Annotated in this window: 12 protein-coding genes (1 of these 12 running past the window's edge); 4 read left to right on the top strand and 8 right to left on the bottom strand. The window is 61.9% G+C overall.

Going from position 1 to position 19,074, the window contains the following annotated elements:
- Positions 1-171: 171 nt before the first annotated feature.
- From AACY19_RS02835 to inhA, 3 genes are all read right to left on the bottom strand, one after another.
- Positions 172-1,737, bottom strand: coding sequence for a methyl-accepting chemotaxis protein (locus AACY19_RS02835; protein ID WP_339447712.1), 1,566 nt, complete (start codon positions 1,735-1,737; stop codon positions 172-174).
- Between the two features lie 102 nt (positions 1,738-1,839).
- Positions 1,840-2,631, bottom strand: coding sequence for a CPBP family intramembrane glutamic endopeptidase (locus tag AACY19_RS02830; protein WP_339447709.1), 792 nt, complete (start codon positions 2,629-2,631; stop codon positions 1,840-1,842).
- A 126-nt stretch (positions 2,632-2,757) separates the two neighbouring features.
- On the bottom strand, positions 2,758-3,444 hold the full coding sequence (gene inhA / locus AACY19_RS02825; RefSeq protein WP_339447707.1) for an isonitrile hydratase: 687 nt from the start codon (positions 3,442-3,444) through the stop codon (positions 2,758-2,760).
- An 89-nt stretch (positions 3,445-3,533) separates the two neighbouring features.
- Between inhA and AACY19_RS02820 the strand changes: the two genes are divergently transcribed.
- Positions 3,534-4,517: a GlxA family transcriptional regulator gene (locus AACY19_RS02820; RefSeq protein WP_339447705.1), complete on the top strand. Its 984-nt coding sequence runs from the start codon at positions 3,534-3,536 to the stop codon at positions 4,515-4,517.
- 4 nt (positions 4,518-4,521) lie between these two features.
- Here the strand turns inward: AACY19_RS02820 and AACY19_RS02815 are convergent, their stop codons facing one another.
- The 4 genes from AACY19_RS02815 to AACY19_RS02800 form a co-directional block, all read right to left on the bottom strand.
- Positions 4,522-4,911: a hypothetical protein gene (locus AACY19_RS02815; RefSeq protein ID WP_339447703.1), complete on the bottom strand. Its 390-nt coding sequence runs from the start codon at positions 4,909-4,911 to the stop codon at positions 4,522-4,524.
- A 253-nt stretch (positions 4,912-5,164) separates the two neighbouring features.
- Positions 5,165-6,991, bottom strand: coding sequence for a glycoside hydrolase family 15 protein (locus AACY19_RS02810; protein ID WP_339447701.1), 1,827 nt, complete (start codon positions 6,989-6,991; stop codon positions 5,165-5,167).
- Positions 6,984-7,784 (bottom strand): glucose 1-dehydrogenase, encoded by an 801-nt coding sequence (locus tag AACY19_RS02805; RefSeq protein WP_339447699.1) that lies wholly within the window; start codon positions 7,782-7,784, stop codon positions 6,984-6,986. The genes AACY19_RS02810 and AACY19_RS02805 overlap by 8 nt, the downstream gene beginning before the upstream one ends.
- A gap of 89 nt (positions 7,785-7,873) precedes the next feature.
- The gene (locus tag AACY19_RS02800) at positions 7,874-9,421 is read right to left on the bottom strand and encodes a family 2 encapsulin nanocompartment cargo protein terpene cyclase (protein WP_339447697.1); all 1,548 of its coding nucleotides are present in this window, start codon (positions 9,419-9,421) and stop codon (positions 7,874-7,876) included.
- Between the two features lie 331 nt (positions 9,422-9,752).
- Between AACY19_RS02800 and AACY19_RS02795 the strand changes: the two genes are divergently transcribed.
- On the top strand, positions 9,753-10,925 hold the full coding sequence (locus AACY19_RS02795) for an MFS transporter (RefSeq protein ID WP_339447695.1): 1,173 nt from the start codon (positions 9,753-9,755) through the stop codon (positions 10,923-10,925).
- Positions 10,926-11,036: 111 nt separating this feature from the next.
- Here the strand turns inward: AACY19_RS02795 and AACY19_RS02790 are convergent, their stop codons facing one another.
- Positions 11,037-12,170, bottom strand: coding sequence for a cupin-like domain-containing protein (locus tag AACY19_RS02790; RefSeq protein ID WP_339447693.1), 1,134 nt, complete (start codon positions 12,168-12,170; stop codon positions 11,037-11,039).
- A gap of 129 nt (positions 12,171-12,299) precedes the next feature.
- On the opposite strand from AACY19_RS02790, the gene AACY19_RS02785 reads away from it, so the two are divergent.
- Together AACY19_RS02785 and AACY19_RS02780 are read left to right on the top strand one after the other, a co-directional pair.
- Entirely contained in the window at positions 12,300-13,037 is a 738-nt protein-coding gene (locus AACY19_RS02785) for a thioesterase II family protein (RefSeq protein ID WP_339447691.1), read from the top strand.
- Positions 13,038-13,279: 242 nt separating this feature from the next.
- Positions 13,280-19,074, top strand: partial view of a non-ribosomal peptide synthetase gene (locus AACY19_RS02780; RefSeq protein WP_339447689.1) — the beginning only. Its footprint extends 6,520 nt past the window's final position; only the first 5,795 of its 12,315 coding nucleotides appear in the window; its start codon is at positions 13,280-13,282; its stop codon lies off the right edge, out of view.

Genomic DNA, 19,074 nt, shown 5'->3' with positions numbered 1-19,074 from the left:
TTTTTCTAGATATCTCCTTCAGTGCACGCGCGTCTACTGTCAGGTCTGACAGGTACGCAGACGATAAAAAACCCGGAAGCATTCGCTGTCCGGGTTTTTTGTGGGTGATCAGCAAGATCAGAAGATTGCAATCTGCGACCGCTTCTACAGGGCGCTGGCGACCTTGGCGGGTCAGCGGTTGAACCGCTCCACCAACGAATACTGCGTATTCGCCGTCTTCGTCAGCTCTTCACTCAGCAACGCCGAGTTATGCGCTTGCTCGGAAGTCTGATCCGCCAACTCCGAAATATTGCTGATGTTGCGGCTGATCTCCTCAGCCACCGCACTTTGCTCTTCGGTCGCCGCCGCAATCTGCGTGGTCATGTCGGTGATGTTGGCCACCGCCTCACTGATCCCGACCAATGCCTGATCCGCTTCCAGCACCCGCGCCACACCTTCTTCGGCCTGACGATGCCCGGCTTCCATGGTTTGCACCGCGCTCGAGGCAGTCTGCTGCAACTTGGCGATCAGGGCATGAATCTGCCCGGTCGACTCGCTGGTGCGTTGTGCCAGTTGGCGAACTTCATCAGCTACCACGGCAAAACCACGGCCCATCTCGCCGGCACGTGCGGCTTCAATCGCAGCGTTGAGTGCCAGCAGGTTGGTCTGGTCGGCGATGCCTTTGATCACATCAACCACACCGCCGATCTCGTCGCTGTCCTTGGCCAGTTGGGTGACGGTCAGGCCGGTTTCCCCTACAACCACGGACAGGCGCTGAATGGCTTCGCGGGTTTCGCCGGCGATGTCGCGGCCGCGACCGGTCAGGCGGTTGGCTTCCTGAGTGGCGTCGGCGGTGCGCTGCACGTGGCTGGCGACTTCCTGAGTGGTCGCGGCCATCTGGTTGACGGCGGTGGCGACCTGTTCGGTTTCCACGCGCTGGCGTTCCAGGCCGCTGGAGCTGTTGTGCGCCAGGGCATCGGACTGCTTGGCCTGATCGGTCAAATGTTCGGCGGTGTCCTGCAGACGGGTCAGGCAGGTTTTCAGACGCGCTTCCTGGCTGAGAATCGACATTTCCAGGCGCGCCTGGGCGCCACGGCTGTCGGTGTACATCTGCGCGATCAACGGGTCGGAGGTGGTCTGCTCGGCCAGACGCAACAGGCGCTTGAGCCCGCGTTGCTGCCATTGCAGGCCCATCAGGCCCAGCGGCACGGACAACGCGGCGGCGAGGGCGAAGCCCCACTGCGAGTTCAGGGTGGCGCCAATCACGAAGCTCAACTGGCTGACCAGAATGAACGGCAGCCAGTCTTGCAGCACCGGCAGCCATTTATCGCTGGAAGGGACCGCCGACTTGCCCTGGTTGATGCGTTGGTAGAGCGCTTCGGCACGGCGGATCTGTTCGGCGGTGGGTTTGATCCGCACCGACTCGTAGCCGATCACCTGATTGCCTTCGAACACCGGAGTCACGTAGGCGTTCACCCAATAGTGGTCACCGGATTTGCAGCGATTCTTGACAATGCCCATCCATGGCAAGCCTTGTTTCAGTGTGCCCCACATGTGCGAAAACACCGCCGCCGGCACGTCGGGGTGACGGACCAGGTTGTGCGGCGCACGGATCAGTTCTTCTCGCGAAAACCCGCTGATCTCGACGAAAGCGTCGTTGCAGTAGGTGATCACGCCCTTGGCATCGGTTGTGGAAATCAACCGCTGCTGAGCCGGGAAAGTCCGTTCGCGTTGTGTGATGGGCTGGTTATTACGCATGGTTTTTCAATCCGCAAGGCTTTGAAAGGTTGTCGGCGATGACAGCTTTTTATTGAAGTTTTTTTTCAGATTTAAGTACGGCGTCGCAAAACGACCCTTGCGTCAGCCGGCGAGCATCGGATAGGTAAACAAGCCGAAATGCAGGAGGTTGAGGCCGAAATGCGTGGCAATCGCCGCGCCGAGTCCGCCAAAACGGTAGGCCAGACCATAGCCCACCCCCGCCAGACTCGCCAGCAGCACCCAGGTCCAGCCTGCGCCGGCGTGCACCAGGCCGAAGATCAACGAGGCAAGCAGCAGCGCGAGGTTGTCGCCATAAGGCAGGTGTTTGAAGTGTCGACCAAGTCCGCCCTGTAAATAGCCGCGAAACAGTGCTTCTTCGACCAATGTCACCAGCAGCAGATTGTTCAGCACCCACAACCACGCCTGATCCGGCCACTTCGGTGCCCAGGCGATCACCCCGAGCAGCAACGCGCCGCCGAGGGCGAGCACTGCGCTCAAGGTCAACGCGAGGGCGGTGGCGTACACCGTCAGGCGCAATGAACGCCGCGCGACGATCCACGGGCAGACCAGCAATAACCAGAAGCCAATCAGTGGTTTGTCGAGATTCATGTACATCGCGAAGGGGACGGCATCGTCGGTGAAACGCTGCGGGTCGATTGCCCGGCCATTGGAAAAGCCTGGCAGCCAATGCAGCGCCAGCGCCACAGCGAGGACGATAAACAGGCCATGACCGAGAAAACGCGCGACCGGCACTTTTTGCAGATGCACGGCAAAACCGGCAAATACCAGCAGACCCACGGATATCAGCGCCAGCCAGCCGAGCTGGCCGTAGCCCAGCGCCAAGCCATAACCGAGCCCAAGAAATGCCAGATAGAGCCATGGCAAAGCCTTCATCGAAAGTCCCTGTGCAAGTTTGTGGAAGGGCTTTCTACACGGGCGAAGGCGTGGGGACAAGTGAAGGCGCGAGAACATGTTGGCCCTACACACATCAAAACTGTGGGATTTGTGCAGGGCGTGGGATCAGCGCATGTTGAGTTTCGCTGCCGCGCGTTCGGTAATTTCCGTGCGCAGTTTCAACGATGGTGCAGCACGCAGGCGGGCTTGATCGACAATCGCACTCGGTGCCGTGTCCGGGCTGCCCGAGTCGAACGGCGGCGCCGGCGCATATTCCAGTTGCAGCTGGATCAGTTGTGCCGCGTCGGCACCCACTAACTCTTCGGCCAGCACCAGGGCGAAATCAATCCCCGCCGTAATGCCGCCGCCGGTAAACACATTACCGTCACGCACCACCCGATCCTTCACCGCAATCGCCCCCAGTGTTGGCAGCAGATCGTGATACGCCCAGTGCGTGGTCGCGCGCTTGCCTTGCAGCAGACCCGCCGCACCGAGCACCAGCGAGCCCGTGCACACCGACGTCACATATCGCGCCTGCGCCGCCTGACGCTTGATGAAACTCAAGGTCTGCTCATCCTCCATCAACGGCCCGACACCTGCGCCACCGGGAATGCAGATCACATCCAGATCCGGGCAATCTACGAAGGTTGTGGTCGGTTTCAGCAACAGACCGGTGCTGGCCGTGACCGGCATCAAATCCTTCCAGATCAAATGCACCTGCACGCCCGGTAGCGAGGCGAGCACGTCATAAGGCCCGGTCAGGTCGAGTTGCTGAACCTGGGGAAACAACAGAAAACCGATCTGCAGTGTCATCGTTCTTGCTCCGTTAAAAGGGGTGGACGGCTTCACTGTAGGCGCGTAGGTTCTGGCGCATGCGCCAATAACCCCACGAATTACGCCAAATGCCCAAAGTCATCCACGTACTCGCATTCGCCAACCTGCAGATCCTCGACGTCACCGGCCCGTTGCAAGTGTTCGCCTCGGCCAACGACATCGCCCGCCAGCGCGGTTTGCCGGCGCCTTATGCGCCGAGCGTGATTGCCAGCGGCGGCGGGGCGGTGATGTCCTCGGCAGGGTTGGCGGTGTTGGCCGAACCCTTGCCACAGGAGCCCAGTGATACCTTGATCATCGCCGGTGGCTGGGGCATTTATCCCGCTGCCGAGGATGTGCCGCTGGTGGACTGGGTGCGTGAACACGCGGCGAAATGTCGGCGCGTCGCTTCGGTGTGCACCGGTGCGTTTTTGCTGGCGGCCAGTGGCTGGCTCGATGGCCGCCGTGTGGTGACACACTGGACCCGTTGCGAGCAACTGGCGCAACAGCATCCGAACCTGCACGTCGAGGCCAATCCGATTTTCATCAATGACGGCCCGGTCTGGACCTCGGCAGGCGTCACCGCCGGCATCGATCTGGCACTGGCGATGGTTGAAGAGGATCTGGGCAGCGACATCGCGCTCGACGTCGCCCGCCATCTGGTGGTGTTTCTCAAACGTCCGGGCGGGCAGTCGCAGTTCAGCGTGACCTTGTCGTTGCAAAACCAGGGCAATCGATTTGATGAGTTACACGCGTGGATCGCCGAAAACCTGACCTGCGACCTCGGCATCCCGACCCTCGCCGAACAGGCCGGCATGAGCGAACGCAGCTTCATCCGCCATTACCGCGCCGACACCGGCCAGACCCCGGCACGAGCGATTGAACTGATCCGCGTCGAGACGGCGCGGCGGCTGTTAAGCGACACCGGGTTACCGGTCAAACGCATCGCGGCCAATTGCGGGTTTGGCAGTGAAGAGACCCTGCGGCGCAGTTTCCTGCGCGCCATCGGCGTGACGCCACAGGCCTATCGGGAGCGGTTCTCGGTCAGTGCTGCAGCAGAGCCGGTAATGCCTTGAGTGCTCAAACCTCAGCTTCCGCCACCTGATTGAAATACTTCGTCCTGTCCGGCGTAAACGTCACCACCATCCCGGTCCGCGAGCAGGTCAGTGAGCGCTCTGCACTCAAATCAATATCCAGGTCCTCGCCACGCAAGCCCTGCCACTGCGCCAGATATTTCAGCGAACCGTACTTCTCGTTTTTCTTCAGGCTACGGCTGACGCCACCTTTCCAGCCGAGCACGGGCAGTTCGCCGGCGACGCAGCGGTGGGCGAGGTCGGGGAAACGTGCGGCGCGCTGGCGGCCGACTTCCCAGCATTTGATCAGGCCTTTGTCGCCGGCTTCCCAGAGTTGGGCGCGGGTCAGGCCGGTGCGAAGAGGTGAGTCGATGCTGCGCTGGATGTGCTGGGGCATTCTGTTTCCTTGAATTCGGGTTTTGTTGGACAGCTCCGCTGTGCCCGTTGACGAGGATGGTAGGGGTGGATGTAACTGCTGGCAACAAGGTATTTCAGGGTGTAAGTGCAAGTTGCAGGGGGGGACTTGCTGCGCCAATCTTGAGCGTTTGTAGGCCATTGCCACGCAAACGGGGCCTGCGGGCCATCTGGCGTAGCAGGGAGCCTGGTTATGCGCGGCGGCTCTAGAAATTTCCCACAACTTTTGATGACAATTACGGCTGCCACTCACTCTTTTCCCCACTCAACCGCCGATCCAGAAAACTCGCCGCACTGATCAACGCCAAATGCGTCAGTGCTTGCGGTGTATTGCCCAGATGTCGTGCATGGCTGTCGAATTCCTCTGCGTAGAGGCCTAGCGGATTGGCATAGCGCAGCAGTTGTTCAAATTCCAAATGCGCTTTTTCCACTTGCCCGGCACGAGCCAGGCATTCGACGTACCAGAACGAACACGCGGCAAACGCGCCCTCGGTCCCGGTCAATCCATCGATATTGGCGTCGTCGTTGCGATAGCGGTACACCATGCCATCGCGAACCAGATGCTGTTCGATGGCTTTGAGGGTCGACAGCCAGCGCGGGTCTTTGGCGCTGACAAAGCGCACCAGCGGCATCAACAGCATCGAACCGTCGAGGGCGGTGCCGCCCTTGTACTGGACGAAATGTCCGCGCTCTTCATCCCAGAAGTTGTCCCAGATATCGTTGTAGATCGCCTGCCGCGTTTGGTCCCACTGCGCAAACGGGGCGGGCAGCGAGCGCTTTGAGGCCAAACGAATCGCCCGGTCCAACGCCACCCAGCACATCAACCGTGAATGCAAGAAGTGATGCTGCTCACCGCGCATCTCCCAAATGCCTACGTCCTTGGTCTGCCACGTCTCACACACTTGATCGACCACTTCGCGTACATGTTTCCAACCTTCGTGGGAAATGGCGTCGCCGTATTTGTTGACCAGATACACCGCATCCATCAGTTCGCCAAAGATGTCGAGCTGGATCTGGTTATAAGCGCCGTTACCGATGCGCACCGGTTTTGCGCCGCCGTGCCCGGACAGGTGATCCAGTTCGGTTTCCGGCAACTGCTGCTGACCGTCGATGCCGTACAAGATGTTGAGCTTTACCGGTTGCCCGTGACAATCGCTGACGCGGCCGCGCAGCCAGCTCATGTACGCATTGGCTTCGCTGACGAAGCCCAGGCGCATGAACGCGTATACCGTAAACGAAGCGTCGCGAATCCACGTGTAGCGGTAGTCCCAATTACGTTCGCCGCCTGGCGTTTCCGGCAGGCCGAAGGTGGCGGCGGCGAGGATTGCGCCGTGTTTGCGTGAGGTCAGCAGCTTGAGTGCCAACGCAGAGCGATTGACCATTTCGCGCCAGCGTCCACGGTAGTTGGACTGACCGATCCAGCCACGCCAGAAGCTCAACGTGCGCTCCATGCACAATTGCGCTGCGCCTTCCCCGAAGCGTGGATCGTCTTCGCCGCCGAGCAGGAAGGCGGCGCTTTGATCCTGCTTCAGCGTGAAGCAGGCGACCGCCGCATCGGCGTCGATTTGCAGCGCTTGATCCGAGGCCAGGCGCAATGACGGCTGACCCTTGGCACTGAAAATGACCGTCTGCCTGTCCGTCCGCGCACGGGTGTCGGCGCGCGCGTAATCGTGGCGCACTGCGCAGCGCACATGAAATGTCGCCTCGCCGCTGATCACGCGAACCCGGCGCATCAGTAGCGGCAAGTCATCCTCATTGTCGCCAATGGGCAGCAGATCGGTGACCTCGACCACCGCGCGCTCACTCAGCCAGCGGGTTTGCAAAACATTGGTGTCGGGCAGGTAAATCTGCTCGCGGCGGGCATCGGGCAAGTCCGGCGTGATCTGGAAAATCCCCGCCTCGGGGGTGTCCAGCAGCGAACAGAAAATCGTCGGACTGTCGAACTCCGGCCAGCAGAAAAAATCCACGCTGCCCTTGTCGTTGACCAGCGCCGCACTGCGCATGTCGCCAATGATGCCGTGGGCGTCGATGGGGCTTTGTCGTTCCAGGTGATGCTCAGCCATTGCCGCGAAACTCCGGATAGAGGCTCATGCCGCCGTCGATGAACAGGGTGGTGCCGACGATGTAGTCAGAGGCGTCGGAGGCGAGAAAGACGACTGCGTTGGCGACGTCTTCGACATCACCGATGCGGCCGTAGGGGATCAAGTCCAGCAGCTTTTCGCCGGCAGCGCCTTCGGTGGCATCTTTATTGATTGCCGTGCGAATCGCTCCCGGCGCAATGCCGTTGATGCGAATGCGTTGATGGCTGACTTCCTGCGCGAGGGTCTGCATCAACTGATCGACACCGCCCTTGGACGCGGCGTAATTGACGTGCCCGGCCCACGGAATGCGCTGGTGCACCGAACTCATGTGAATGATCTTGCCCGCCGCACGGGACACGCCTTCGCGAACGCCCTGGCGATTGAAGATGCGCAGGGCCGCACGCGCGCAGAGAAACTGGCCGGTGAGGTTGACGCCGATCACTGCGTTCCAGTCGTCCAGCGACATATCCACCGCCGCCGCATCTTTCTGCATCCCGGAATTGGCGATCAGAATGTCCAGCGAGCCGAAGGCGTCGAGGGTCTGGGCGAGCAGCCGCTCAACCTCGTCTTCCTTCGACACGTCGGCGCCGATGGCCAGCGCCTGGCCACCGTCGGCGATGATCTGCCGGGCCAGCGCTTCGGCCGGCTCGGCCTGACGATTGTAGTTGATGACCACGGCGGCGCCGGCAGCGGCGAGGGCCTTGGCGACGGCGTGACCGATGCCGGAGCTGGCGCCAGTGATCAGGGCTACTTGTCCTGTGAGGGAGATTTGCATGCAGGGTCGCGCCTTGAGTCGAGGACTTATCTAGCTGACTGACAGGCGGCGACGAGAGTTCATCCGTAATCATGAAAAGTTCGACACCTTCACACCTGATAACGGCCACTGGTGCGATGCCATTCGACATTGCCGGCCAGCCAGCTCTTGATTCCTCGCAGATAGCGTTTGAGCAGCGGCGATGCGCCCGGCAATACGGCCACCTCTGCGGCTTCATACAGATGCATGATCTCGTCATGGACAGCGGCGCTTTGCGCCATGGCCTGTTGCGGCGAGCATTGCTGCTCACGCATCAGCAGCAACGGTAAATTGAAATCACCAATCCCGGCCTGCTGTTCCTTCAGCGCCGAAAACAGGTCGTTGGCAATGATCGTGGCGCTGGCAGCCAGTGTCGTCACCCGCCGCACTTGCGGTGCGCTGTAGACATTGGCGGGCAATTCATAGCCACCGACAATGTCGACGAGCGACAGGCATGGGAGAAAACTGTTGACCTGGCGGTGGGCGAGGTACTCCCAGAGCGGCGGCGTGAGGCCTTCGATGCGCCAGGCGGCTTCGGCTGTCATGGTCACGAACATGGCGATGATTTCATGGCGTACGCGTGCGACCTGGGCAGGTTTCGCGAAGGCCTCCACCCGCGCCAGATAGGCCTGCAGTGCGACCAATACTGGATCGCCACACAAGGCCTGTGCCAGACCAGGCCGAAACCGTTCGCTCAAATAAACCGGTTCCAGCGCGGCCAGCGCGACGGACAGGCGCGGGCCGACCAGTTTGGGCTCAGACCCGGTTCTCTCATCATCACAGTAGTAATCATCGACGGCGAACAGCGCGGCAACACATTGCGCTGCCAGCAACACACGATCCGGATCCTCCGTGTCGGTATGACACAGCATGGCGAAGCGCCCAAAGCCCATCGCGCGGACTTTTTCCAGTTGGCCCGGAAAGATCCCGACCTGCTCGATCCATGGCATGAGCTGTTCATCCACTGCCTCGGCCAGCGCAGCATCGACCCGAAAGGGAGCAGGGCAGTACAACGGTGGGGCGGCCCAGGGCGAAGCTATACGAACAACGTTTCGCGGCGGCGATGAGGGTGAAGCGGTGTGCGCGCGCACTGCCTCGAACCAGCCTCGCACCCCCTCTATCCCGAACTGCTCGAACATCCGCCGAAACCAGACCGTGAAGACGTTGGGCGTCTGCTCGATGCGCTCGGCGATTTGCGGTAGCGCCAGCCACTCCCAGCTTTCGGCTTCATCAGGATTGGCCACCGGATCGGTCTGACTGATACCGGCAAACACATGATCGAATTCATGCTCGATCAGGTGATCGGACACTTGCTCGTGGTAGAGCATCGAGGCGACTTTGTGCAGCTTGCAGGACATGCCCATTTCTTCCTGCAATCGACGGTTGGCAGCGACTGCCGTCCGTTCGCCCGCGCGAGGATGCCCGCAGCAGGTGTTGGTCCATAACCCGCCGGAATGATATTTACCCAACGCGCGTTGCTGCATCAGCAGCCGGCCCTGCGGATTGAACAGCAGAATGGAAAACGCCCGATGGCGCAGGCCCTGGTGATGCACTTGCATCTTTGCGGCCACGCCAGTCTGGCGATCCTTGGGTGAGACGAGAATGAGCTGTTCTTCCATGGCATGGCCCCGGAGCGTGTTCGCTGGCGGACAGTGCCCAAGCGCAATTGCCTGGTCATCAGGAGTCCTGCGCAGTTGAGCGAAGGTTTAATGAAAACTCGTGTGGCGAATAAAGGCACCTGTCAGACCTGACAGGTCAGCGTGGCTTTCGACAAATGGTCGTCGTGGTTCTAAGGTTGGCGGCAATCTCGGCTGGGTCAGGTATCGGTCGTAAACGAATGAGCCGAACCGCAGGCTGGTAGTCGCGCACCTTCACATTCCACCAACAATTGTGCGCTTTGCGACCTGCAAGCCTTATGGCAACTTGGCGGCCCCTGATGAGGCAGCACCCATGGCAAACCCCTACCGCGAATTGTTCACCGCCCCCGGCGCCCGGAATTTTGTCCTGGCCGGGATGATTGCGCGCATGCCGATTTCCATGACCGGCATCGGCGTGATCACCATGCTGTCGCAGTTAAAGGACGGCTATGCTCTGGCGGGCGCAGTAGCGGCGACGTTCGCCCTGGCCACGGCGTTTTGCGCGCCGCAGGTGTCACGTCTGGTCGACCGTTTCGGGCAGGGAAAAATTCTCCCGGTGTCGGCGCTGATCGGTGGTGGGGCGCTGCTGATGTTGCTGCTGTGCACGCGGTTGCAGGCGCCGACCTGGACGCTGTTCGTTTTCGCCGCGCTGGCCGGTTGCATGCCGAGCATGTCGGCGATGGTGCGGGCGCGCTGGACTGAAATCTATCGCGGCCAGCCGCAATTGCAGACCGCGTATGCGCTGGAGTCGGTGCTCGATGAAGTGTGTTTCATCGTTGGCCCGCCGCTGTCGGTGGGGTTATGCGTGGCGGTGTTCCCCGAGGCGGGGCCACTGGCGGCGCTGTTGGCGCTGGCGATTGGTGTCACGGCGTTTGTGGCGCAACGCAGCACCGAGCCGGCAGTGCATCCGCGCTCGTCCGAACATCATGACTCGATTATTCGCGCAACCGACGTTCAGTTGCTGCTGGCGCTGATGATCGCCATGGGCATCATCGTGGGTGTGATCGATGTGGTCAGCGTCGCATTTGCCCAACAGCAAGGGCAGCCAGCGGCTGCGAGCATTGTGCTGTCGGTATACGCCATCGGTTCGTGCCTGGCCGGGATTGCCTTTGGCGCGATGCGCTCGAAGTTGCCGTTGCCCCGGTTGTTTTTGTACGGCGGTGTGGCGACGGCGGTCACGACCTTGCCGCTGTTGCTGGCGAGCAATATTTTCGGCTTGTCGGTGGCGGTGTTTATCGCCGGACTGTTCTTCGCACCGACGCTGATTGTGGCGATGGCGCTGATCGAGCGCATTGTGCCACCGGCCCAGTTGACCGAAGGCCTGACCTGGCTGGTGACGGGCCTAAGTATTGGCGTGGCGATTGGCGCGGCGGGTTCCGGCGTACTGGTCGACGCCTTTGGCGCACGCAGCGGTTTCTGGTTGGCGATTGCTGCCGGGGCGGTCGTGTTGGGCTCGGCGATACAGAGTTACCGCCATCTGAAATGAGATCCCCCTTGTGGGAGCGGGCTTGCTCGCGAAGGCGTCCGATCAGTTGACATTGATGGCGAATGAAAGAGCGCTTTCGCGAGCAAGCCCGCTCCCACAGGGTGTGCGGTGTTACCAGCCCCTTCCCGAATTCACCCAGAAGTTCACCGACAGCGAAGTCGACACCGATTCCACCTGATGGAACCAGCCCTCCGGCAGGAACAGCAGATCCCCGGCCTCCAGCGTCACGCGCAGGAAGGTCACGTCGCGGGCGGCGGGGAAGCGCTCGTAGTCCGGCGCATCCGGGTTGAAATCACAGCCGTCTAGGCCACCCTGCGGTGCCGTGGACCAGGTGCCCAGCGCTTCGCGGTGATGCGGCGCGGCGAGGGTGAAGGTTTTCTGGCCCCAGACCTGGGCGAACAGGTTGTCGGTGTCGTCGCGATGCAGCGGTGTAAGCGTGCCTTTCGGCCCGATCCAGATGCGGGGCGGGATGAATAACGAGGTGTCGAAGTAGCGTGGGTACTGGATCTGCTGCATCAACGCCGCCGGGAGGATGTTGTTGCCCATGTAGGCCGGGGGTTCGCCATCGGCGCCCTTGGCCGCAGGCTGGTCGAGCGAGGCGATGAAATCGGCCATCGAGGTCGAGCGGAAATCCCGCTCGGTGGAAAAGGTTTTCTTCACGTAATCACCGTGACGGGTGATGCCTTGCAACTCGGCGAAATGCACCAGCGATTCTTCGCGGCTGAGTTTGAACAACGGCCAGTCCTGCAGCGCATTGCTGATCACCACCGGGACGCCGTGGGGCAAATAGTCACGTTCGAATTCCTCCACCGACAGCTCGCTGAAGCGGCGCCGTTCGATGACGGTCTGGGTCGGCAGCCCGGCGGTGAGTTTTTCACTGAAGCGCGGCGGGGTTGGATAGCGTTTGTTCATGTCGACTTTTTCCGCCACCGCGCGGCCGTGCATCGCATGCTCGATGATCTGCGGCAGCATCGTCGCCAGGCCCATGTTGCCGCCGATCTTCAGGCGGCCGCTGGCGAACAGCTCTTCGACGTTGGCCATGCCGCTCATGATCCCGAGGAAATCGCGCTCGGTGACTTCAATGGTCACGTCCGGGCTGGCGTGGCGTCCGGGCTCGGTGCGGCTGCTGGCCTTGACCTCTGACCAGAAGGCCTGGTGCGGAGCAAACACGAATTGGAAAACGCCTTCGATGCCGACGGCACCGGCATTGGCGAACAACTTGCCCAGGATGCTCTGCAGGTCCACGGTGAATCCTCATTATGGGTATTGGCCTGAACAGTTAACGAGCACCTGTTTGGGGAATTTACCGCGCGGTGACTAATTTGCCCGGGCCGGAGTCCGTTCTTCTCTACAGACAAATTTTTCGAGGAAAGCATGGTGACCAAGCTGACCCTGCTGTGCCTGCCGTACTCCGGCGCCAGCGCCATGGTCTACAGCCGCTGGCGGCCGAAGTTGCCGCAGTGGCTGCATGTGCAACCGGTTGAGCTGCCGGGGCGTGGCGCACGCTTTGGTGAGCCGCTGCACACCGATATGCGAGCCCTGGCGATGCAACTGGCCAAGGAATTACGCCCGACACTCAAAGCCCCTTATGCGTTGTTCGGCCACAGCCTGGGGGCGTTGCTGGCCTGCGAAATGGCCCACGCCTTGCGCGCGCTGGGGTGCCCGGAGCCGGTGGCGATGTTTGCCTCCGGCACCGCCGCGCCGACCATGCGCGCCGATTATGATCGCGGTTTTGCCGACCCCAAGACCGACGCCGAGTTGATCGAGCAACTGCGCACCCTCAATGGCACCAGCGAGGAGGTACTGGCCAATGCCGAGTTGATGAGCCTGACCCTGCCGATCCTGCGCGCCGATTTTCAGCTGTGCGGCAAGTTCGAGCCGTTGCAGCGACCCCAACTCAACTGCCCGGTGCATGTGCTGGGCGGCAAGGCTGACCGCGCGACCACCGAGCAACTGATCGGCTGGAGCAAGGAGACCCGTGGCAGTTTCTCGGTGGACATGCTCGCGGGTGGGCATTTCTTCATCCATGAGCACGAAGCCAAAGTGCTCAAGGTGATCAAGGATCAGCTTGATGTGCATCATCGCCGGCACGCCATGGCCGCCACTGCCTGACCACCGAAAATCCCTGTGGGAGCGGGCTTGCTCGCGAAGGCGCTGTGTCAGTCGACATTTTCAGGGCTGACACGCCCCTTTCGCGAGCAAGCCGGCTCCCATTTGATTTGTGGTGCGCCTGAAATCCCCGCTCTACCTCCTGCCTGACAGTTGTTCTCATTCGCTAATTTTTCCGGTCTGCATTCGTTTTATAGGGACGACGTGCCTTTGTGCTTCCTGCCTACTGATCCGGATGCTGAGAAATGAATGCTGAAGACTCCTTGAAACTTGCTCGCCGGTTTATCGGGTTGCCCCTGGAAAAGCGCCAGATGTTCCTCGCGGCCCTGCAAAAGGAGGGGGTGGATTTCGCCCGGTTTCCGATTCCGGCCGGCATCGAGGCGGATGATCGACAGGCGTTGTCCTACGCGCAGCGACGCATGTGGTTTCTCTGGCAACTGGACCCGCAGAGCGGCGCCTACAACCTGCCGGGCGCGGTGCGTCTGAGCGGGCGCCTCAATCTCGAAGCGCTGGAGCAGGCCTTTGCCCGTCTGGTCGAGCGTCATGAAACCCTGCGCACGGTGTTCCAGCGCCAGCCTGACGACAGCCTGCTGCAAGTGCCGACCACGGCGCCGTTGGTGATCCGCCATGAAGACTTCAGCGCACTGCCGGCCAGCGAGCGTGAGCAGGCCGTGGTGCACGCCGCCGAACAGCAATCGGTGTTGCCGTTCGATCTGGCTGTCGGCCCGCTGTTGCGGGTGACCTTGCTCAAGCTCGCCGAACAGGAACATGTCCTGCTGCTGACCCTGCACCACATCGTCTCCGATGGCTGGTCGATGAACGTGCTGATCGACGAATTCATCCGTTGCTACGACGCTTTCGATGCCGGCCTTCAGCCGCAACTCGGTGCACTGCCGATCCAGTACAGCGACTATGCCTTGTGGCAGCGCCGCTGGCTGGAGGCAGGCGAGCAGGCGCGCCAGCTCGATTACTGGCAGGCGCAACTGGGTGACGAGCATCCGGTGCTGGAGTTGCCGCTGGATCACGCGCGGCCGGCGATGCCGAGTTATCGCGGCACTCGCTACGAATTCGCTGTCGATGAGACCTTGGCCGAGCAACTGCGCCATACCGCGCAGCAGCATCAGGTCACCCTGTTCATGCTCTTGCTTGGCGCCTTCAACGCGCTGTTGCATCGCTACACCGGCCAGACCGATTTGCGCGTCGGCGTGCCGATTGCCAACCGTAACCGTGGCGAAATCGAAGGGCTGATCGGCTTCTTCGTCAACACCCAAGTGCTGCGAACCCGACTGGACGGGCAGACGCGGGTCGATGACCTGCTGCGCGCGATCAAGGAAACCGCACTTGGCGCTCAGGCCCATCAGGATCTGCCATTCGAGCAACTGGTGGAAGCGTTGAAACTTGAACGCAGCCTCAGCCACACGCCGCTGTTCCAGGTGATGTACAACCACCAGCCGCAAGTGGCCGATATCGCCAGCCTCAGCACTGCGTCCGGCCTGGTGCTCGACAGCCTCGACTGGCAGAGCCGCACGACACAATTCGACCTGACCCTCGATACCTACGAACAGGGGGGCAAGCTGCACGCCGCGCTGACCTACGCCAGCGATTTGTTCGACGACTCGACCATCGAGCGCATGGCGCGCCACTGGTTGCGTTTGCTCGCGTGCATGGTCGCTGATCCATCGCAACGCGTTGGCGAACTGCCGCTGCTGGAAGCCGATGAACAGCACACGCTGGTGCATGACTGGAACAACGTCCACGCGGTCTATCCGACCGAAACACCCCTACACCAACTGATTGAAGCGCAGGTGGCGCGCACGCCAAATGCGCCTGCGCTGCTGTTCGGCGAGCAGGCCCTGAGCTACGCCGAACTGGATGTCCGGGCCAACCGCCTGGCGCATTTGCTGCGTGAGCAGGGTGTGCGGGCCGACAGTCTGGTCGGTGTGTGCGCTTTGCGTTCGGTGGAAATGGTTGTCGCGCTGCTGGCGATTCTCAAGGCTGGCGGCGCCTATGTGCCACTGGACCCGGAATACCCGCAGGAACGTCTGGCCTACATGATCGAGGACAGCGGTATCACCTTGCTGCTGACGCAAGATGCCTTGCTGGCGTCGCTGCCGACTGATGGCGTGCAGGTCATCACGCTGGATCAGCCGGGCCTGCTCGACAGCTACAGCGATAGCCGCCCGGAAGTCAGCGTCGACCCGCTGAACCTGGCCTATGTGATTTACACGTCGGGTTCCACCGGGAAACCGAAAGGCGCCGGCAACAGCCACGCGGCGCTGGTCAACCGTTTGTGCTGGATGCAGGAAGCCTACGGGCTGGACGCCAGCGATTCGGTGCTGCAGAAAACCCCGTTCAGTTTCGACGTGTCGGTCTGGGAGTTCTTCTGGCCGCTGCTGACCGGCGCGCGTCTGGTGGTGGCCGCGCCGGGTGCGCACCGCGATCCGCTGCAACTGATCGACACTATCAACCGTCACGGCATCAGCACGTTGCACTTCGTGCCGTCGATGTTGCAGGCGTTCATTCATGAGGCGGGCGTCGAAAGCTGCGTGAGCGTCAAGCGCATCGTCTGCAGCGGTGAGGCACTGCCGCTGGACGCGCAACTGCAAGTCTTTGCCAGATTACCCAACGCTGGCCTCTACAACCTCTATGGCCCGACCGAAGCGGCCATCGACGTGACCCATTGGACGTGCGTTGACGAAGGCGCGGACAGCGTGCCGATTGGCCGCCCGATCGCCAACCTGCGTACCTTCGTTCTGGACGCCGAATTGCTGCCGGTGCCGAGCGGCGTCGCCGGTGAGCTGTATCTGGGCGGCGCCGGGCTGGCGCGCAGTTATCACCAGCGTCCGGCGCTGACCGCCGAGCGTTTTGTGCCGTGCCCGTTCCACAACGGCGCGCGGCTCTACCGCACCGGTGACCGGGTGCGCCAGCGTGCCGATGGTGTGATCGAATACCTCGGTCGTCTCGACCATCAAGTGAAACTGCGCGGTCTGCGCATCGAGTTGGGGGAAATCGAAACCCGTCTGTTGCAGCATCCGCTGGTGCGCGAAGCGGTGGTGCTGGTGCAGGGTGGCAAGCATCTGGTGGCTTATCTGGTGCTGGACAATGCTCAGCCGCACGAACAGTGGCAGCAGGAGGTCAAGGCGTGGCTGCTCGGCAGCCTGCCGGAGTTCATGGTGCCGACTTACCTGATGACCCTGGCGAAATTGCCGGTCACCGCCAACGGCAAACTCGACCGTAAAGCCTTGCCGCAACCGGACGCCGCGCCGCAACAAGCATTCGTCGCCCCGCAGGATGCGCTGCAAAAAGCTCTGGCGGCGATCTGGGAAGACGTGCTCGGCCTTGAACGTGTGGGCCTGGAAGACAATTTCTTCGAACTGGGTGGCGACTCGATCATCTCGATTCAAGTGGTCAGCCGTGCGCGGCAGGCCGGCATTCGCGTCAGCCCGCGCGACCTGTTCCAGTACCAGACCGTGCGCAGCCTTGCCTTGGTGGCGACGCTCGACAACCAAACGTCGGTGGATCAAGGGCCGGTGGCCGGCAACGCGGTGCTTGGGCCGATCCAGCAGCATTTCTTCAGCCGTGCGATGCCGCTGCGCGAGCACTGGAACCAGTCGTTGCTGCTGACCCCGCGCGACACCTTGAATGCGCAGTGGCTGGATGCAGCGCTGACGCATGTGATCAATCATCACGACGCCTTGCGCCTGCGTTTTGTCGAAAGCGCCGAAGGCTGGCAGCAAAGCCACGGCCCGTTGGTGGGCAGCGCTGAGCTGTGGCTGCGCGATGCCGAGACTGCTGAGCAATTGCAGGCGCTGTGCAACGAAGCCCAGCGCAGTCTCGACCTGCAGAACGGTCCGCTGCTGCGCGCATTGCTGGTGACGCTGGCCGATGGCACTCAGCGGCTGGCCCTGATCATTCACCACTTGGCGGTGGACGGGGTTTCCTGGCGCGTGCTGCTGGACGATGTTCAGCAGGCGTATGAACAACTGGCGGCGGGCGGCGGCATTCAGTTGCCGGCCAAGACCAATGCCTTTCAGAGCTGGACGGCGCGGCTCGCAAGCGAAGCTGCCCGTTTCGACGCGCAACTGGATTACTGGAAAGCCCAGCATCAGGGCGCGCAGGATCTGCCGTGCGAGCGACCTGACGGCAGCCTGCAGAATGTGCATGGCGAGAAAATCGAATGGCGCCTCGACGCCAAGCGCACTCGTCAGTTGCTGCAACAGGCACCGGCGGCGTATCGCACGCAGGTCAACGACCTGCTGCTCACCGCACTGGCCCGCACCATCAGCCGCTGGAGCCAGCAACCGGGCACGCTGATCGAACTCGAAGGTCACGGTCGCGAAGACCTGTTTGATGACATCGACCTGAGCCGCACGGTGGGCTGGTTCACCAGCCTGTTCGCGGTCAAGCTGACGGCTAGCGACGATCTCGACGGTTCGATCAAGTCGATCAAGGAGCAACTGCGTGCCGTGCCGGACAAAGGTCTGGGCTATGGCGTGTTGCGTTATCTCGGCGCGCCAGCGGTGCGCGCCGAGCTGGCCGCGCAGCCGCAACCCCGTATTACCTTCAATTACCTGGGCCAGTTCGACCGTCAGTTCGACGACGCGGCGCTGTTTGTACCGTGCGCCGAAACCAGCGGCATCGCGCAGGATGCGGCGGCACCCTTGGCCAACTGGCTGACCGTGGAAGGTCAGGTGTATGGCGGTGAACTGTCGATGAGCTGGGGCTTCAGCCGTGAGATGTTCGACGGCGCGACGGTGCAGAACCTGGTGGATCAGTACGCCGTCGAACTGTCCGCGCTGATCGAACACTGCTGCACCTTGCAAGCCGCGCAAGCGACGCCCTCGGACTTCCCGCTGGCCCGCGTGACACAGGCGCAACTGGATGCGTTGCCGGTGCCGGCGGGTCAACTCGATGATCTTTATCCACTGTCGCCGATGCAGCAGGGCCTGTTGTTCCACACCCTCTATGAGCAAGCGGCGGGCGAGTACATCAACCAGTTGCGCGTCGACGTGCAAGGTCTCGACCCCGAACGTTTCCGCGCCGCGTGGCAGGCCACCGTCGATGCGCAGGACATTCTGCGCAGCGGTTTCGTCTGGCAGGGTGAGCTGGCGCAGCCGGTGCAGATCGTCCACAAGCAGGTGCAACTGCCATTCAGCACGCTGGACTGGCGCAACCGCGACGATCAGCCGACAGCGCTCGCGGCGCTGGCCGATGCCGAGCGTCAACAAGGCTTTGATCTGAGTTGTGCGCCACTGCTGCGCCTGGTTCTGGTGCAGACCGGTGCCGGGCAATGGCACCTGATTTACACCCATCACCACATCCTCATGGACGGCTGGAGCAACTCGCAGTTGCTCGGCGAAGTCTTGCAGCGTTACAGCGGGCGCACGCCAGTGAAGGGCGGTGGGCGTTATCGCGATTACATCGCCTGGCTGCAACGTCAGGACAGTCAGTTGAGCGAGGACTTCTGGAGCGGTCAATTGGCCGCGCTGCAAGAGCCGACCCGCCTGGCACGGTCCACGACGGCTGGCGAGATGGCCGGCGGTCACGGCGATCACTATCTGACCCTGGACGCGCAGCGCACCCAGGCGCTGGAAGCCTTCGCCCGCCAGCAGAAAGTCACCGTCAACACCTTGGTGCAAGCGGCGTGGCTGCTGTTGCTGCAACGCTACACCGGGCACGAAGCCGTGGCGTTCGGTGCGACCGTGGCCGGGCGTCCGGCGGATCTGCCGGGCATCGAGCAACAGGTCGGTCTGTTCATCAATACCTTGCCGGTGATCGGCGCGCCGCGTCCGGATCAAACCGTGGGCAGTTGGCTGCACGCGGTACAGGCGCAAAATCTCAGCCTGCGCGACTTCGAACATACGCCTCTGGCGGACATCCAGCGCTGGGCCGGACAGGGCGGTGAAGCACTGTTCGACAACATTCTGGTGTTCGAAAACTACCCCATTGCCCAAGCGCTGAGTCAGGCCGGCCAAGGGCTGACATTCGGTGAGGTCGGCAACCTCGAACAGACCCACTACGCGCTGAGCGTGGCGGTCAC

It is taken from the genome of Pseudomonas sp. EA_5y_Pfl2_R50 (assembly GCF_963970475.1).
Classification (GTDB): Bacteria; Pseudomonadota; Gammaproteobacteria; order Pseudomonadales; family Pseudomonadaceae; genus Aquipseudomonas.
The sequence above is the reverse complement of the archived record's forward strand: the minus strand, read 5'-3'. Positions and strand labels throughout refer to the sequence as shown.